15 protein-coding genes are annotated in these 15,741 nt (G+C 49.3%); 10 read left to right on the top strand and 5 right to left on the bottom strand.

The window, feature by feature from the left end:
• From rodA to ACTHUT_RS03595, 3 genes are all read left to right on the top strand, one after another.
• The coding region (gene rodA / locus ACTHUT_RS03605; protein WP_440418676.1) for a rod shape-determining protein RodA at positions 1-850 on the top strand (850 nt) is incomplete at its 5' end.
• 1 nt (position 851) lies between these two features.
• Positions 852-1,511, top strand: coding sequence for a MarC family protein (locus tag ACTHUT_RS03600; RefSeq protein ID WP_036490425.1), 660 nt, complete (start codon positions 852-854; stop codon positions 1,509-1,511).
• Positions 1,512-1,591: 80 nt separating this feature from the next.
• Positions 1,592-2,935, top strand: coding sequence for an aldehyde dehydrogenase family protein (locus tag ACTHUT_RS03595; RefSeq protein WP_440386217.1), 1,344 nt, complete (start codon positions 1,592-1,594; stop codon positions 2,933-2,935).
• A 301-nt stretch (positions 2,936-3,236) separates the two neighbouring features.
• Here the strand turns inward: ACTHUT_RS03595 and ACTHUT_RS03590 are convergent, their stop codons facing one another.
• The 3 genes from ACTHUT_RS03590 to mltG form a co-directional block, all read right to left on the bottom strand.
• Positions 3,237-4,517 (bottom strand): malic enzyme-like NAD(P)-binding protein, encoded by a 1,281-nt coding sequence (locus ACTHUT_RS03590; RefSeq protein ID WP_004520118.1) that lies wholly within the window; start codon positions 4,515-4,517, stop codon positions 3,237-3,239.
• 263 nt (positions 4,518-4,780) lie between these two features.
• On the bottom strand, positions 4,781-5,407 hold the full coding sequence (gene tmk, locus ACTHUT_RS03585; RefSeq protein ID WP_440386216.1) for a dTMP kinase: 627 nt from the start codon (positions 5,405-5,407) through the stop codon (positions 4,781-4,783).
• Between the two features lie 67 nt (positions 5,408-5,474).
• Positions 5,475-6,470 (bottom strand): endolytic transglycosylase MltG, encoded by a 996-nt coding sequence (mltG, locus tag ACTHUT_RS03580; RefSeq protein ID WP_440386215.1) that lies wholly within the window; start codon positions 6,468-6,470, stop codon positions 5,475-5,477.
• A 115-nt stretch (positions 6,471-6,585) separates the two neighbouring features.
• Here mltG and ampD point away from each other — a divergent pair, with 115 nt between their 5' ends.
• From ampD to galU, 4 genes are all read left to right on the top strand, one after another.
• The gene (gene ampD / locus ACTHUT_RS03575; protein ID WP_440386214.1) at positions 6,586-7,152 is read left to right on the top strand and encodes a 1,6-anhydro-N-acetylmuramyl-L-alanine amidase AmpD; all 567 of its coding nucleotides are present in this window, start codon (positions 6,586-6,588) and stop codon (positions 7,150-7,152) included.
• Between the two features lie 177 nt (positions 7,153-7,329).
• Positions 7,330-8,598, top strand: coding sequence for a cell division protein ZipA C-terminal FtsZ-binding domain-containing protein (locus ACTHUT_RS03570; RefSeq protein WP_440386213.1), 1,269 nt, complete (start codon positions 7,330-7,332; stop codon positions 8,596-8,598).
• Positions 8,599-8,738: 140 nt separating this feature from the next.
• Positions 8,739-11,213 carry an NAD-dependent DNA ligase LigA gene (gene ligA / locus ACTHUT_RS03565; protein ID WP_440386212.1) on the top strand — a complete coding sequence of 825 codons (2,475 nt, stop codon included), beginning with the start codon at positions 8,739-8,741 and terminating at the stop codon, positions 11,211-11,213.
• 123 nt (positions 11,214-11,336) lie between these two features.
• Positions 11,337-12,200, top strand: coding sequence for a UTP--glucose-1-phosphate uridylyltransferase GalU (gene galU / locus ACTHUT_RS03560; RefSeq protein WP_440386211.1), 864 nt, complete (start codon positions 11,337-11,339; stop codon positions 12,198-12,200).
• Positions 12,201-12,253: 53 nt separating this feature from the next.
• Here galU and ACTHUT_RS03555 read toward each other — a convergent pair whose 3' ends face one another.
• Positions 12,254-13,750, bottom strand: a complete 1,497-nt coding sequence (locus ACTHUT_RS03555; RefSeq protein ID WP_440386210.1) for a TrkH family potassium uptake protein — start codon at positions 13,748-13,750, stop codon at positions 12,254-12,256.
• 171 nt (positions 13,751-13,921) lie between these two features.
• Between ACTHUT_RS03555 and ACTHUT_RS03550 the strand changes: the two genes are divergently transcribed.
• From ACTHUT_RS03550 to ACTHUT_RS03540, 3 genes are all read left to right on the top strand, one after another.
• Positions 13,922-14,197, top strand: a complete 276-nt coding sequence (locus ACTHUT_RS03550) for a type B 50S ribosomal protein L31 (protein ID WP_003747294.1) — start codon at positions 13,922-13,924, stop codon at positions 14,195-14,197.
• Positions 14,197-14,322, top strand: coding sequence for a type B 50S ribosomal protein L36 (ykgO, locus tag ACTHUT_RS03545; protein ID WP_003685279.1), 126 nt, complete (start codon positions 14,197-14,199; stop codon positions 14,320-14,322). Before ACTHUT_RS03550 ends, ykgO begins: the two co-directional genes overlap by 1 nt.
• A 242-nt stretch (positions 14,323-14,564) precedes the next feature.
• On the top strand, positions 14,565-14,957 hold the full coding sequence (locus ACTHUT_RS03540) for an MliC family protein (protein WP_070822369.1): 393 nt from the start codon (positions 14,565-14,567) through the stop codon (positions 14,955-14,957).
• Between the two features lie 218 nt (positions 14,958-15,175).
• Here the strand turns inward: ACTHUT_RS03540 and ACTHUT_RS03535 are convergent, their stop codons facing one another.
• Entirely contained in the window at positions 15,176-15,550 is a 375-nt protein-coding gene (locus ACTHUT_RS03535; protein WP_440386209.1) for a DUF5071 domain-containing protein, read from the bottom strand.
• Positions 15,551-15,741: the final 191 nt, after the last annotated feature.

Here is a 15,741-nt window from a genome sequence, read left to right as displayed (position 1 = left end):
GACCCGTTGGCTGAGCCTCGGCTTTACCCGTATCCAACCTTCCGAAATCATGAAAATCGGTATTCCCATGACTGTCGCGTGGTATTTCCAACGCTATGAAGGCCGTCTGAAATGGATACATTATATTATCGCCCTCGTACTGATTCTTGTTCCTGTCGCCCTGATTTTGAAGCAGCCCGACCTCGGTACGGCCGCGCTGATTATGGCTTCGGGCATTTTTGTCATCTTTTTTGCCGGATTGCCCTGGAAAGCCATTTTTGCCGCTATTATTGCCTTTGTGGCCGCCCTGCCGCTCTTGTGGAACTACGGCATGCACGACTACCAGAAAACCCGCGTCCTTACCCTGCTCGACCCGACCAAAGACCCGTTAGGCGCAGGCTACCACATCATTCAATCCATGATTGCCATCGGCTCTGGCGGCGTATGGGGTAAGGGCTGGCTCAACGGCACACAAACCCATTTGGACTATATTCCCGAATCAACGACTGACTTTATTTTCGCAGTATTCGGCGAAGAGTTCGGTCTGATCGGCAATATCCTTTTGCTGCTGGTTTACCTTATCATTTTGGCACGCGGATTATGGATTGCCGCACAAGCGCAATCCCTTTACAGCCGTACTTTGGCAGGCGCATTGACCATGACCTTCTTCTGCTACGCCTTTGTAAACATGGGCATGGTCAGCGGTATTTTGCCCGTTGTCGGCGTCCCCCTTCCCCTGGTCAGCTACGGCGGTACGGCTACGCTTTCCATCATGGTGGTGCTGGCCCTGTTGATGGGTATCGCCAACGAACATAAAAACCTCCGCCATCGCAATATGGACAACGACGATCTGACTGAAAGCAAGGAATAATATGGAATTAGGTGTAGAAATCGGCAAACTTCTCGTTGCACTTCTTGTACTGATCAACCCCTTCAGCGCACTCTCGATTTATCTTGACCTGACGCAAGACCACAGCACCAAAGAAAAACGCAGAATTGCGCGTACTGCCGCACTGGCCGTTTTCATCGTGATTGTCGTCTTTGCACTGAGCGGCGGTATCTTATTGAAAGTACTCGGCATCAGCGTAGGCTCTTTCCAAGTCGGCGGCGGCATTTTGGTTTTATTGATTGCCATCTCCTTGATGAACGGCAACGACAATCCGGCCAAGCCCAAAATCGACCCCAATTCAGAAGAGCATCACCATGCGCAACAAGTCCGCCGCAATGAAAAAGCCATTGCCGTCGTCCCCATTGCCATTCCGATTACCATCGGTCCCGGCGGTATTTCTACCGTCATCATTTACTCCTCTGCCGCCAAAAATTACAGCGATATTGCCCTGATTATCATCTCCGGCTTTCTGGTCAGCCTGATTTGCTATCTCATCCTGATCGTTGCCGGACGCATCAGCAAACGCTTGGGCACGACCGGCCTGACCATCCTCAACCGCATTATGGGCATGATGCTTGCCGCCATTTCCGTAGAGATTATTGTTGCCGGTTTAAAATCTATTTTTCCCCAACTGGTCGCTTGAAGTACAATCATCACAATAAAAGGCCGTCTGAAACATTTTCAGACGGCCTCATAAAAACATAAAAACAAAGGAGCCCAACCATGTTTCACAGCACCCATGTCTTTACCAGTGAAACCATTTGCCGCCGACCGGCACAAAGCTACACCGAATTTACCGACGAATTAAACCTCCTCCAAACCCTTCAGCAAACCTTCGCACAATCAAGCATTATCGAGCGCACCGCCCTCTTACAGCAATTTGCCGACAGCCTCGCCCAAAACCAAGAACGCCTCGCCGAAATGGTTTGCGAAGAAGTCGGCCGCTGCCTGCACGAATGCCGCGCCGAAATCAGCAAATCCATCGAGCTTATCCGCTACTACGTCCGCCTTGCACCCGAACTGCTCTCCCATAAAACCATCGCCACCCAAGCCAGCCTCAGCCAAGTCCGCTTCGAGCCTTTAGGTGTTGTTTTGGCAGTCATGCCGTGGAACTATCCTGTTTGGCAGATTTTACGATTTGCCATCCCTGCCCTGTGCGCCGGCAATGCCTGCGCGGTCAAACCTGCGCCCAGTGTCGCCCGCGTCAGCGAAACCCTCTTCAGCCTCGTCCCAAAAGGTTTGCCGCTTATCGGCGCATGGCTAAACCATGAAGACACGCTTAAAGCCATCGAAGATACCAATGCCATGGCATTCACCGGTTCGACCCATACCGGCCGACTGCTGGCTGCCCATGCAGGCAAACATCTGAAAAAAACCGTCCTTGAACTGGGCGGCAGCAATCCGTTTATCATCCTGCCCGATGCCGACCTCCAACGTGCCGCCATCGATGCCTGCTATTCACGCTTCCGTGATGCCGGACAATCCTGCAACGCTGCCAAACGCATCATTGTTACCGAAGATATTGCCGAACAATTTATCCCGCTCTTCCTTGCCGAGTGTGCCAAACTGCAAACCGGCAACCCTAAAGACCCAAACACCACCCTTGCTCCGCTTCACCGCCAAGACCTGCGCCAAAACGTGCATGAGCAGGTCCAAGATGCAGTTGCACACGGCGCGCAATGTTTGATCGGCGGCTATATTCCTGATGGACAAAGCTGGTTTTACCCGGCTACCGTCTTGGATCGAGTCAATCCAAACTGCCGCGTTTGGCATGAAGAAGTCTTTGGCCCGGTTGCCATGATCTTACGCGCCGAAAATCCGGATCACGCCGTTGCGCTTGCCAATGACATACCTTTCGGCCTCGGCGCCTGTATCTACACAGCCGACACGGCAAATGCATGGAAATACGCCGAAAAAATCCAAGCAGGCTCTGTCTTTATCAACCGCCACACCAGCAGCGACTTGCGCCTCCCCTTTGGCGGCGTCAAAGCTTCAGGCTACGGACGGGAGCTATCCGAATTCGGACTGTACGAATTCGTCAACGTCAAAACCTATTGGCAAAAATAAACCGTTTCATTCACTCAGGCCGTCTGAAAACCCAATTTCAGACGGCCTGATATTTTTTTAAAGACTGGTAAAAATGTTGTATTTAAAACCCATACCAATTCTGCAAAATCAAATCGGCTCAAAAATAAGCAACCTATTTTAGAAAGCAATTTATATTTCCACACCCATTTTGAATCGGCAGCTTACCATGTTCATCATTCCAGCCGTTTCATTAAGCTCTCTATAAAATATGCGACAAACAAAAATGCCGTCTGAAATACAACTTTCAGACGGCATTTTCAATCAAACACTACTTACCGGATTACAATTTCAAACCGGCCAGTTTAGCAGCATACGCATCCAAATCGGCGATTGGACGGGTAGCCACGCCGCTTTCCATTGCCGCTTTAGCAGTAGCTGTAGCAACGCGAGGCAACAGGCGGGAATCGAATGGGGTAGGAATCAGGTATTCCGCACCGAATTCAAATTTCTTACCGTAAGCGGCAACCACTTCTTCAGTTACCTCTTCCATTGCCAAGTCAGCCAAAGCATACACGCAGGCGCGTTTCATTTCTTCGTTGATGGTGGTCGCGCCGACATCCAATGCGCCACGGAAGATGAATGGGAAGCACAATACGTTGTTCACTTGGTTCGGGAAGTCTGAACGGCCTGTACCGATGACCACATCCGGACGGGTTTCTTTTGCCAACGGAGGCAGGATTTCCGGATTCGGGTTTGCCATGGCGAACACGATTGGTTTTTCGTTCATGGTGTTCAGCATTTCAGGCGTCAGCAGGTTTGCGCCGGACAGACCCAAGAAGATGTCTTTACCTTTAACGGCATCGGCCAATACGCGTTGGCCGTTGTCTTCAATGGCGTAGAACTGTTTGGACTCGTCCATACGGTCTTTGTCTTCGCGGGTTTTGTAAATCACGCCTTTGGAGTCGCAAACGGTCACGTTTTCGCGTTTCAGACCCAAATCCAGCAATTGGTTCAAGCAGGCAATCGCGGCCGCACCTGCGCCGGAGCACACCAAAGTCGCTTCTTCGATTTTACGGCCGGTATAACGCAGGGCATTCAATACGGCGGCGGCGGTGATGATGGCGGTACCGTGTTGGTCGTCGTGGAATACAGGGATTTTGCAACGTTTGCGCAATTCGCGTTCGATGTAGAAGCACTCAGGCGCTTTGATGTCTTCGAGGTTGATGCCGCCGAAAGTCGGTTCCAAAGAAGCGATGATGTCTACCAATTTTTGCGGGTCTTTTTCATCGATTTCGATATCGAATACGTCAACACCGGCGAATTTTTTGAACAATACGCCTTTGCCTTCCATTACAGGTTTACCGGCCAATGCGCCGATGTTGCCCAAACCCAACACTGCTGTACCGTTGGAAATCACGGCAACCAAATTGCCTTTGGCAGTGTATTTGTAGGCAGTTTGCGGATCGGCATGGATTTCCATACAAGGAGCGGCTACGCCCGGAGAGTACGCCAACGCCAAATCTTTAGAAGTGGCCAAAGATTTGGTTGGGGTAACGGAGATTTTGCCCGGCACGGGGAATTCGTGGAACTGCAGGGCGGCTTCTTTTAATGAATTTTCCATTTGTCGATCCTGTTTGCGAGAGAGAGATTTTACAGCGAACAAGTCTGAAACGGGCTGCTTCAGACATTTAAACTTCTAAAGTCGGTTTGTTAACAGACCGGCTTTGTAACAGGCCGTAATTTTATCATGTTCTTTTGGTGGCGCATACCGATATTTATTACATTTGTTTTGATATTTCGTTTTAATCGGTTTTATGTCTAAAAACTTCTGTAATAATATTTCTTCGCCACACTACCTGCTTTCAGACGGCATTTTATTTAAACTTAAACATTCAATCCAAAATGACTGTCTAGCGTGGTTTCAATCTGATCTTTTACCGCGTCCAGACTTTGGCTGCTGTCGATGACGGCATAGCGTTCCGGCTGTTCGTTAGCACGTTGCAGATATACTTCGCGCACCCGATTGAAAAACTCGGCTTCTTCTTGTTCAAAGCGGTCTTTCTCACGCGTTTGGTTGATGCGCGCCATCGATACTTCCAAAGGCACATCCAACAGCAAGGTCAAATCGGGACGGAAATCGCCCTGCACCCAATGCTCAAGCGTGGCAATATCTTGCAAGGGAACGCCGCGCCCGCCGCCTTGATAGGCAAACGTTGCATCGGTAAAGCGGTCGGAAACGACATGCGTGCCGTTTTTCAGGGCAGGCAGAATGACGGTTTCCAAGTGTTGCTGTCTGGCGGCAAACATCAACAGGGTTTCGGTGCGCAGGCTGACTTGGGTGGCAGGGTTGAGCAGGATTTCGCGCAATGCTTCTCCGGCAGGCGTGCCTCCCGGTTCGCGCGTAAACAATACGGGCAGCTTATGTTTTTCAAACCATGCTTTCATTACGGCGAGGTTGGTGGATTTGCCTGCGCCGTCTATGCCGTCAAGGGTAATAAATCTGGGTTTCATATGGATATCGTTAATCTAAAGGCCGTCTGAAACTGGGATTATAAATGTTTCAGACGGCCTATTCGGTTTATTTCTTCAAAATATATTTGCGTACGGCGGCGTTGTGTTCAGAAAGATTATGGCTGAACTCGCTCAGGCCCGTACCATCCATTTTTGAGACGAAATACAGATATTTTTCATTAGACGGATGACCCGCCGCCTCAAGCGCGGCCTTACCGGGAAGCGCAATCGGTGTCGGCGTCAAACCGCTGCGCGTATAAGTATTGTAGGGCGTATCGCGTTGCAGGTCGGCTTTGCGGATTCTGCCCTTATACGCATCACCCATGCCATAGATGACAGTCGGGTCGGTTTGCAGGCGCATGCCGATATTCAGGCGGTTGACGAATACGGCGGCCACATGGGCGCGGTCGTCTTCGTGTGCGGTTTCTTTTTCAATCAGACTCGCCATAATCAGCATTTCGTACGGATTTTTATAAGGCAGGCCGCTTTGACGGTCGTCCCATGCTTCTTGCAGGTTTTCCCGCATTTTACGGTAGGCGATTTTGTAAATTTGAAGATCGCTGCCGCCGGCATCAATTTCGTAACTATCCGGGAAAAACTGTCCTTCAGGATTGCTGCTCAAGGCATCAGGTGCCACTTCGGCCATTAGTTTTTCATCGCTCCAACCGCGCGTATCATGGGCAATATCGGCAGTGTTGTCGATAATACGGCGCATTTGTGCAAACCGCGCACCCTCTAGAATTTGCACGCTGACCGAATCAGGACGGCCTTTTTTAATGCGTTTTAAAATGTCCCAAGCCGATACTTTGGCAGATAGGCGGTAAGAGCCGGCATTGAGTTGGTTGTGCACGCCCATCACATACGCGGCGGCTACCAGCACATAACGGTTATAAACAATGCCGTCTTGAGCCAGTTTACGGCTGACGGAAGAGATACCTTGATTCTTAGCAATGGTAATACGGTATGGCTTGCCGTTGTTTTTCGGAACAAACAACAATGCGGCAACCACGGCGGCAAATGCCGTCAAAAATACGGCCAGCCATTTCAACAATTTTTTCAACATGGTAGGATTCTTGGTTTGTGAACGTGTCGGGCGACAGTATAACCGAAAACAAGCGCATTAAGCCTGCCGCATTCCCCAACGTATGTTTTCCTATCCCGAAAGGCCGTCTGAAACCATGAATTCTCCTTCAAAAAACACTTGGCAAAACGGCCGTTGGCTGAATGCACGCCAAACTCATTCGCCCAATTTCAGCCCGCGCGAACCGGATGAAAACATCTCATTGGTTGTCCTCCACAATATTTCCCTCCCTCCTTTTGAGTACAACACGGGTGCGGTGGAAAAATTGTTTACCAACCAAATCAACCCTGACGAGCATCCTTTCTTCAGCATCATCCATACCTTGCGCGTCTCCAGCCATTTTTTCATCAGCCGTGAGGGCGAAACCGTCCAATTCGTTTCCTGCGACGATATGGCCTATCATGCAGGTATATCGTCGTTTCAAGGCAGAGAAAAATGCAATGCCTTTTCCATCGGTATCGAACTGGAAGGCTGCGATTTCGAGCCTTTTACCGAGGCACAATACACCAGCCTGCAAGCCTTGTTGACCGCTATTTCCGAGCATTATCCGATTCAGGCCGTTACCGGTCATCAGGACATCGCGCCGGACAGGAAAACCGATCCCGGACATTTCTTCGATTGGCCTCGCCTTCAAAAAGCAGGTTTTCCCGTCCGGCGCGGATAACTTTCAGACGGCCTGAACACTGATTGGCAGACATAATGCTGTCACAACCGTTTATTTTCGTTATAATTCAGCTATTCATTCGGACGCATAAAGTCCGGCTCCAACGAACTGCCCGCGCAGCAAGATTCCGCACCCTGAAAAAGACGGAATGCTGCCTTTTTAAAAAGTGATTACTCCATGATTTTCATCGTCTTAGCCCTCGCCGCCCTTTTGGCGGTCATCGGTTACAACATGTACCAGGAAAACCAATACCGCAAACAAGTGCGCGAACAATTCGGCCATTCCGATAAGGACGCACTTTTGACCAGCAAAACCAAACACGTCCGCGACAGCAAAGAAACCGGCGGCCAAGGTTTGTTTATCAAGAAAAACAAAAAAAACGAAGAGGCATTGCGCAACCTGCAGGAACAAGATGAAATCTACGCGGCCAAAGCCAAACTGGCTCACCCTGCCCAGCTTAAAACCGATGTCGAACTGACCGTGGAAGACGACTTCTCCGCAGAAGAAAAAGTCCAACACACCGTTATCGGTTTGAACAACGAAATTACCATAAATCCTGCCGAAGCCGCTTCTGCTCCGGTTGAAACTGCAGCCGAGCCTGTGGCACAAGTACCATTGATCAGCCTGGACGAATTGTCTCAAGTCGAATTGCCTTGGTTTGACCCGCGCTTCGACTACATGGCCTACATCTCCCTGAAACAAGCCCAAGAATTGCACGCCCTGCCGCGCCTTTCCGCTACCCACCGTTTCCAAATCATCGGTTGCACCATGGACGACCATTTCCGCGTTGCCGAGCCGATTCCGGGCGTTTACTACCAAGGCTTCGTCATGGGCCTGCAAGCCGTCAGCCGCAACGGTTTGGCCGCGCGTGAAGAACTGCAACACTTCGACCAACAGGTTGATGCTTTTGCCCAACTGATGGACGGAAAAGTTTTGCATACCGACTTGGACGCGTTCACCGAAGTCGCACAAGCCCTCGACCAATTCTGTGCGCGTGTTGACCAAACCATCGCCATTCACTTGGTTTCCCATTCCAACATCAGCGGCGTAGAATTGCGTGCCGCCGTGGAAGAAACCGGTTTCAAATTGGGCGAAGACGGCGCGTTCCACTTCGGTGACAACAACAACCCTCAATTGTTCTCCATCCATACCTTGGACAACAAACCGTTTACCAATCCTTTGCTGGACAACCAAGCCTACCGCGGCTTCAGCATGTTGCTGGATATTCCGCATGTTCCGGCCGGCGAAAAAACTTTCGACAAATTTATGGACTTGGCTGTCAAACTTTCCGGCCAACTCAGCTTGGATTTGGTTAACGACCAAATGGAAGAAGTTTCCACCCAATGGCTCAAAGACGTACGCAACTACGTTTTGGCCCGTCAGGAAGAAATGCTTAAAGTCGGCCTCAAACCCGGCAGCAAACAAGCCCTGCGCCTGTTCTCCTAAATTTCCCCAATCAAAAAGCGGATATGCAATGACGGCATATCCGCTTTTTTCAGGTAAAATCACTTCATCTTCAATATTCATCGATTTTCAGACGGCCTCTCTATCATCAGGCCGTCTGAAAACTCTATTCCGATTACACAATGAATCTGACCGCACAACGTATCAAATACCTGACCGACCTCCTCAACCGCTACGCCTACGAATACTACACCCTCGACGCACCCAGCGTACCCGATGCCGAATACGACAAATTATTCCGCGAACTCGAAGCGTTGGAGCGAAACCATCCCGAGCTCAAACTGCCCGACAGCCCGACCCAGCGTGTCGGTGGCGAGCCTTTGGCAGGCTTTGCCGAAGTACGCCACGAAGTACCGATGCTGTCGCTGACCAACGCCTTCTCGCCACAAGATGAAAACGGCGTGTTCGATCATGCCGAAATGTATGCTTTCGATGAACGCGTGCGTGGCGGATTAAACGGAGAAAAACCGGAATACGTTATCGAGCCTAAATTTGACGGTCTCGCCATCAGCCTGCTCTACCGCGACGGCGTATTGACTCAAGCGGCAACCCGTGGCGACGGCACCACAGGCGAAGACGTTACCCAAAACGTCAAAACCGTATCCAACATTCCTCTGCGCCTGCATGGAGAAAATATTCCCGAGCTTATCGAAATACGCGGCGAAGTATTGATGCTCAAAGCCGATTTTGCCGCTTTAAACGCACGACAAGCTGAAAACGGACAAAAACCTTTCGCCAATCCGCGCAATGCCGCCGCCGGTAGTTTACGCCAACTCGATTCGCGCATTACGGCACAGCGCAAACTGCATTTCTTTCCCTATTCCATCGCCCGACAACAAGGCGGTTTTATCGCAGAAGAACACCTGCAAGAGCTGAGCTATTGTAAAGAACTCGGCTTCAGCCTGCCTGACGGTAATTTCGGCTGCTTCCCAAATATCGACGAAGTATTGGCGTTTTACGAGCAAATGCAGCAAAAACGCCCCACTCTGCCATACGAAATCGACGGCATGGTGGTCAAAGTCAACAGCTTGACGCAACAGCGCGAACTCGGCTTCATCTCACGCGCACCACGTTGGGCCATTGCCCACAAATTCCCTGCCGAAGAAGCATTGACCATTGTCGAAGCCATTGATGTACAAATCGGGCGCACTGGCGCAGTAACCCCAGTTGCCCGCCTGCAACCTGTATTCGTCGGCGGCGTTACCGTAACCAATGCTACACTGCACAATCAAGATGAAGTGTCTCGAAAAGACGTACGCGTTGGTGATACCGTTGTCGTACGCCGCGCCGGAGACGTGATTCCCGAGGTGGTGCGCGTGATTTTCGAACGCCGACCAATGCAGGAGACCAATGTTTCCGTTTCAGACGGCCTGCAAGACGATTTGTTTGCCGAAACACCGTCCGCCGACCAAACCCAATCCGTTCCGCTCCACAAGCCCTACCGCCTGCCCACCCATTGCCCTATCTGCCGCAGCGAAATCGAACGCGAAGAAGGCGAAGCGGTTGCCCGGTGCAGCGGCGGTATGCTTTGCCAAGCACAACGCGCGCAAGGTTTGATCCACTTTGCCTCACGCAAAGCCATGGACATTGACGGACTTGGACAAAAACAAATCGAGCAGCTTGTCGCCCAAGACCTCGTCCGCCATTTCGCCGACCTCTACCGCCTCGATATTCCGACCCTGCAAAAAATGAAGGAAATGGCGGACAAAGCATCAGCTAGTGAAGAAGAACCATCAAACAGTGAGATTGGAGACTTTGAAGGCGAGACCGGCAATACTCTGCTTGCCAAAAACAATAAAAAACAGCCGACCAAATGGGCAGAAAACATCCTTGCAGGCATAGAAGCCAGCAAAACGCCCGAACTTGCGCGCTTCCTTTTTGCCCTCGGCATCCGTCATGTCGGCGAACGCACCGCCAAAACGCTGGCGCAGGCATTCGGTACGCTCGAACACGTCCGCCGCGCACCCGAACCCATCCTCGCCTGCCTGCCCGATATCGGCACGGTGGTTGCCCGATCCATCGCCCACTTTTTTGCCCAAGAAGCGCAACAGGCGATGATAGATGAGCTGCTGGCTGTAGGTGTTGCCCCGCAAAGCCAGGCTGTTACCATCCCGCCGCTGCGCCATGCCGAGCCGCAACGCTGGATTGCCCGTCTGCCCGATTTTAAAATCAGCGAAACCAAAGCACTGGCCTTGTGGGAACTCGCCGGACAAAGCATAGAAGGTCTGCAAACTGACAAAGCATTACCTGCCGATTGGCAAGCCTGGCGCAGCAAACCGCAAAACGCAGCCCTGCTTGAAAATATGAAAACTTTCTTTGCACAAACACTGTCTAATCTTCAAGATGAAACTATTTCAGACGGCATTAACGAGGTCGTAGCAGGTAAAACCTTTGTATTAACAGGGACTTTACCCACACTCAAACGTGACCAAGCCCAAGCCTTGATCGAAGCCGCAGGCGGTAAAGTTTCCGGCAGCGTATCTAAAAAAACCGACTACGTTGTCGCCGGAGAAGCAGCAGGCAGTAAATTGGAAAAAGCCCAAACGCTGGGCATAGCCGTATTGAGCGAAGAAGAATTACTGGCGTTGCTGGGATAAGACAGTATCTATGAGCAATCCGCCTTTTCAACCGACTGATACTTTATCATGTGGTATCATTACTACATACGACTACACCTTTACACTTTTGGGGTATAACCCTTAATCAAATAGGATAATAATATGAAACCCATTAAAAAATGCGTCTTTCCCGTTGCCGGTATGGGCACCCGTTTCCTACCTGCAACCAAAGCCAGCCCCAAAGAAATGCTGCCTATCGTGGACAAACCTCTGATTCAATATGCAGTTGAAGAAGCGGTTGAAGCCGGCTGTACCGAAATGGTATTCATCACCGGCCGTAACAAACGCAGTATCGAAGACCACTTCGACAAAGCATACGAGTTGGAAACCGAATTGGAATTGCGTCAAAAAGACAAACTACTGGTGCACGTTCGCGATATCCTGCCTTCCAACATTACCTGCATGTACATCCGTCAAACTGAAGCATTGGGTTTAGGTCATGCCGTATTGTGCGCGCAGGCAGCCGTTGGTAACGAGCCTTTTGCCGTTATTTTGGCAGACGATTTGATTGATACGCCTAAAGGCGCGCTAAAACAAATGGTTGACGTGTACAACCAAAGCGGCAACAGCGTTTTAGGCGTTGAAACCATCGATCCTTCCCAAACCGGTTCTTACGGTATTGTCGAAGTCGAGCAGCTGAAAAACTATCAACGTATTATCAACATCGTTGAAAAACCCAAACCGGAAGAAGCGCCTTCCAACCTTGCTGTTGTCGGCCGCTACATCCTGACTCCGCGCATTTTTGACTTGTTGACCAACCTGCCCCGCGGTGCCGGCGGTGAAATCCAACTGACCGACGGTATCGCCCGTCTGCTTGATCATGAGTTTGTCTTGGCTCACGCATTTGAAGGCAAGCGCTATGACTGCGGCAGCAAATTGGGTTACCTTGAAGCGACTGTAGCTTACGGTTTGAAACACCCTGAAACCGGCGAACAATTTAAAGAACTGCTCAAGCAATACGCTTAAATTCAGCCATTATAAAAAGGCCGTCTGAAATTTCAGACGGCCTTTTTCTACACTTATTTCTTCCAATATGCCGGAGTAAACAAAATTAAAACGGTAAAAATTTCCAAACGTCCCAACAGCATCACTGCCGCACACAGCCATTTCTGCACATCGCTCAGCGCGGCATAATTATGCGACGGACCGACTGCACCCAAGCCCGGGCCGGCATTGGTAATACAGGCAATGACTGCCGTGAAGGCGGATAAAAAGTCCAAGCCTGCGGCCATCAGTAAAAAGCTGAATACGATGACCGTCATAAAATAAATAAAAATGAACGACATAACGGTCAGCGCCATACGATCCGGAATGGAGTTGTTGTTGACCTTTACCGTACGAACCGCACGCGGGTGCAGCAAAATCAACATCTCGCGCAAGCTGAATTTGAACAACACCAAAGCGCGCACATTTTTAATACCGCCTCCCATAGAGCCTGAGCTTGCCAAGACATTCGACAAGAAAAACATCCACAACGACACAATCAGCGGCCATTGCGCAAAGTCGGCATTGGAAAAACCGCTGGCCAATCCGATGGACACAAAGTTGAAGCTGACAAAACGCAAAGCTTCGCCAAGGCTTTGGTACACGTCCTGCTGCCACAGATACAATGCCGAAATCAAAATACTGCCCGACAAAACCAGCAGCATGGTGCGGCATTCTTCATCCTTCCAATACACCCGCCAAGAGCGGTTGCCCAGCACAGTAAAATGGCTGGCAAAATTGATACCGCCCCAGACAGTAAAAAACATCAACGTCCATTCGACTGCCAAGGAATCAAAAAAAGCAACGTTGTCATCATGCGTTGAAAAACCGCCCAAAGCCACGGCCGACATCGCATGGCATAAGGCATCAAACCAGCCCATGCCGGCAATATGCAAGGACACAAAAGCAGCGGCGGTTGTCAGTGCATAAGCAAACCATAGCCGTTTGGCCACTTGCGAAATACGGGGAGCCATCTTGCTTTCTTTATCCATACCCGGAATTTCGGCTTTGAAAAGCTGCGTGCCCCCCACGCCCAACATCGGCAAAATCGCCACAGCCAGCACGATAATACCCATGCCGCCGAGCCAGTTGAGCATGTGCCGCCAAAAGTTTACAGACGGCGCCAGCGTATCCAAGCCGGAAATCACGGTCGCACCTGTCGTCGTCAGCCCAGACATCGCTTCAAAAAACGCATCGGTAAAACTCATGGACGGCATATAGAAATAAATCGGCATCGCCGCCACGACAGCAAAAGCCAGCCACAGCATCAGTACCAAGGTAAATCCGTCGCGCGGCCGCAATTCACGGTTAAAACGCAGCGTCAGCACCCAAGTTACGCATGACACCAGCAACACAGTCAAAGCCGTATAGGCAAATACGAAAAATGCGCTGTCGTGATAAAAATACGACATCAGCGTCGGCACAGCCAACAGCAATGAAAACAACAGCCCCAGCTTGGACAATACATGAACAATCGGCATCACCTTGCTTACCGCACCGCCCAATCTGAAACCCTTATGCAGATACATCATATTCCTATCATCAGAAAACAAAATGTTTCAGACGGCCTCATAAAAAAGGCCGTCTGAAACCGCATATTTTATCAAAATGCCGCAATCCCGTGATAAAGAAAAACAAAAAACACTTGCCTGCTCTTTTTCTAGGAGTATAATGTTATACCATAACATTTACTGGAGAAAGAAATGAAACCCGATATCCACCCGGACAACTATCGTACCGTCCTGTTTTACGACAGCGGCGCAGACCAAGGATGGCTCATCCGTTCATGCGCCAATACCCACGGCAAAACCATGGTTTGGAAAGACGGCATAGAATATCCCCTCTTTTCGCTTGATACTTCTTCCGCGTCCCACCCCGTGTACACAGGCAAACAACGCAATGTCAATATCGAAGGCCGCGCCAGCAAGTTCAACCAACGTTACCAATCCATGATGTCTTCCTTCAGAAAGGATAAATGATGCAAGTCCTCTCATCCCTGAAAACTGCAAAAAAACGACACCGCGACTGCCAAATTGTCCGCCGAAAAGGCAAAGTGTACGTTATTTGCAAGAGCAACCCACGCTTTAAAGCACGCCAGCGTTAAGCGGCCCAACCCATATTTCAATGTAACTCTCTGAATTTTCCGCACTTTCGTTTACCTCTAGCGCAAGTGCGGCTTTTTTTTCAAACGGCATTAATCATTCATATCAAAACTACAACGAATCCTGCCATACTCCCAAAAACAGGAAGAAAAAGTAAATAATGGTTATCCCTATTGTGAAGCCATAAAGATATTTATAACATGCCGCTACATTCTCCCTTCAACACTGACCATAGGAGTCAAAAATGAAAGTAAAAGCCCTGCTTGCAATTGCCGCCGCCATGAGCCTCGCTGCCTGCGCCGCACCCGAAGCCCATCAACATGACCATGGTCACCGTCACGAGCACAATCATGACCACGGCCGTGCACACGATCATGATGCCCGTGTTCAATCATTCAGCTGCGAAAACGGCCTGTCTGTACAAATCCGCAACCTGAGCACCGATCAAGTTGAATTGCGCCTTGACGACAAAGTTGCCACCCTGTCTTCTGCCGTTGCAGGTTCAGGCGAACGCTATGTTGCCAACCAAGGCTTGTTCGGCAAAGGTGCCGAATGGCATCAAAAAGGCAGCGAAGCATTCTTCGGCTTCACTGACCCATACGGCAACAAAGTAGAAACTTCTTGCTCTGCCCGCTAATTTCTACTTAAAAATAGAATAGCTAAAGGCCGTCTGAAAACTTCTTCAGACGGCTTTTTATATCGGATAAAACGAAAGAGAAATATAGTTTCCGTTTAATGAAAAAATGCAAATATGAGGCTATTTGAAAGTTCAAAATACATCGAATAAGTAAGACCCTTTGAAAGGCACCTTCTCCGACAAAACATTATTTCAAAATCATTAAATATGTATCTAACTTAATTTAAAACTTTTTCCAAGATTTCTTTAAGGTTCTCATCATCTTCATCCAATGTTAATTTTTCTGAAATATTATGAAGACAATGTTCCAAATCAATAGCTAAGGCTACTTGGTTTTGATAGGATAATTTTGGATAAAGTTCAAGTAAAACCCAATAAATGCATATACTATCATTTGAGTAAAAAATATTTGAAACGAATGGAAGTAATGTATCTTGTCTTTCTACAAAGATTTCAACAATTTCGCTAAAAATAGGAAAGTTGGCATCTCCCAACCACCCAGAGAGCCATTCTCCCATCTCAATTAATTCCTCATCGTTGCACTCCTTGATCCTTTTGCAAGCCTTGATGTCAAACTTATCTTTAGGGCGCATATGATACCTCATTGTTTTATTAAAGACTTTCAAACAAAGAATTGTAATGATTGATCTTAATTATAGACACATGATTATGAGTCATTCCTATATCCTCAACAAATTCTCCCTGACGTAAGAGTTATTTTGTGCAATTAAACTCCTACCCTGCAATAACTTGAAACCCTATCCTGCATTTTACCTAAATCACA

Source organism: Neisseria sp. P0022.S010, assembly GCF_051956635.1.
The sequence above is the reverse complement of the archived record's forward strand: the minus strand, read 5'-3'. Positions and strand labels throughout refer to the sequence as shown.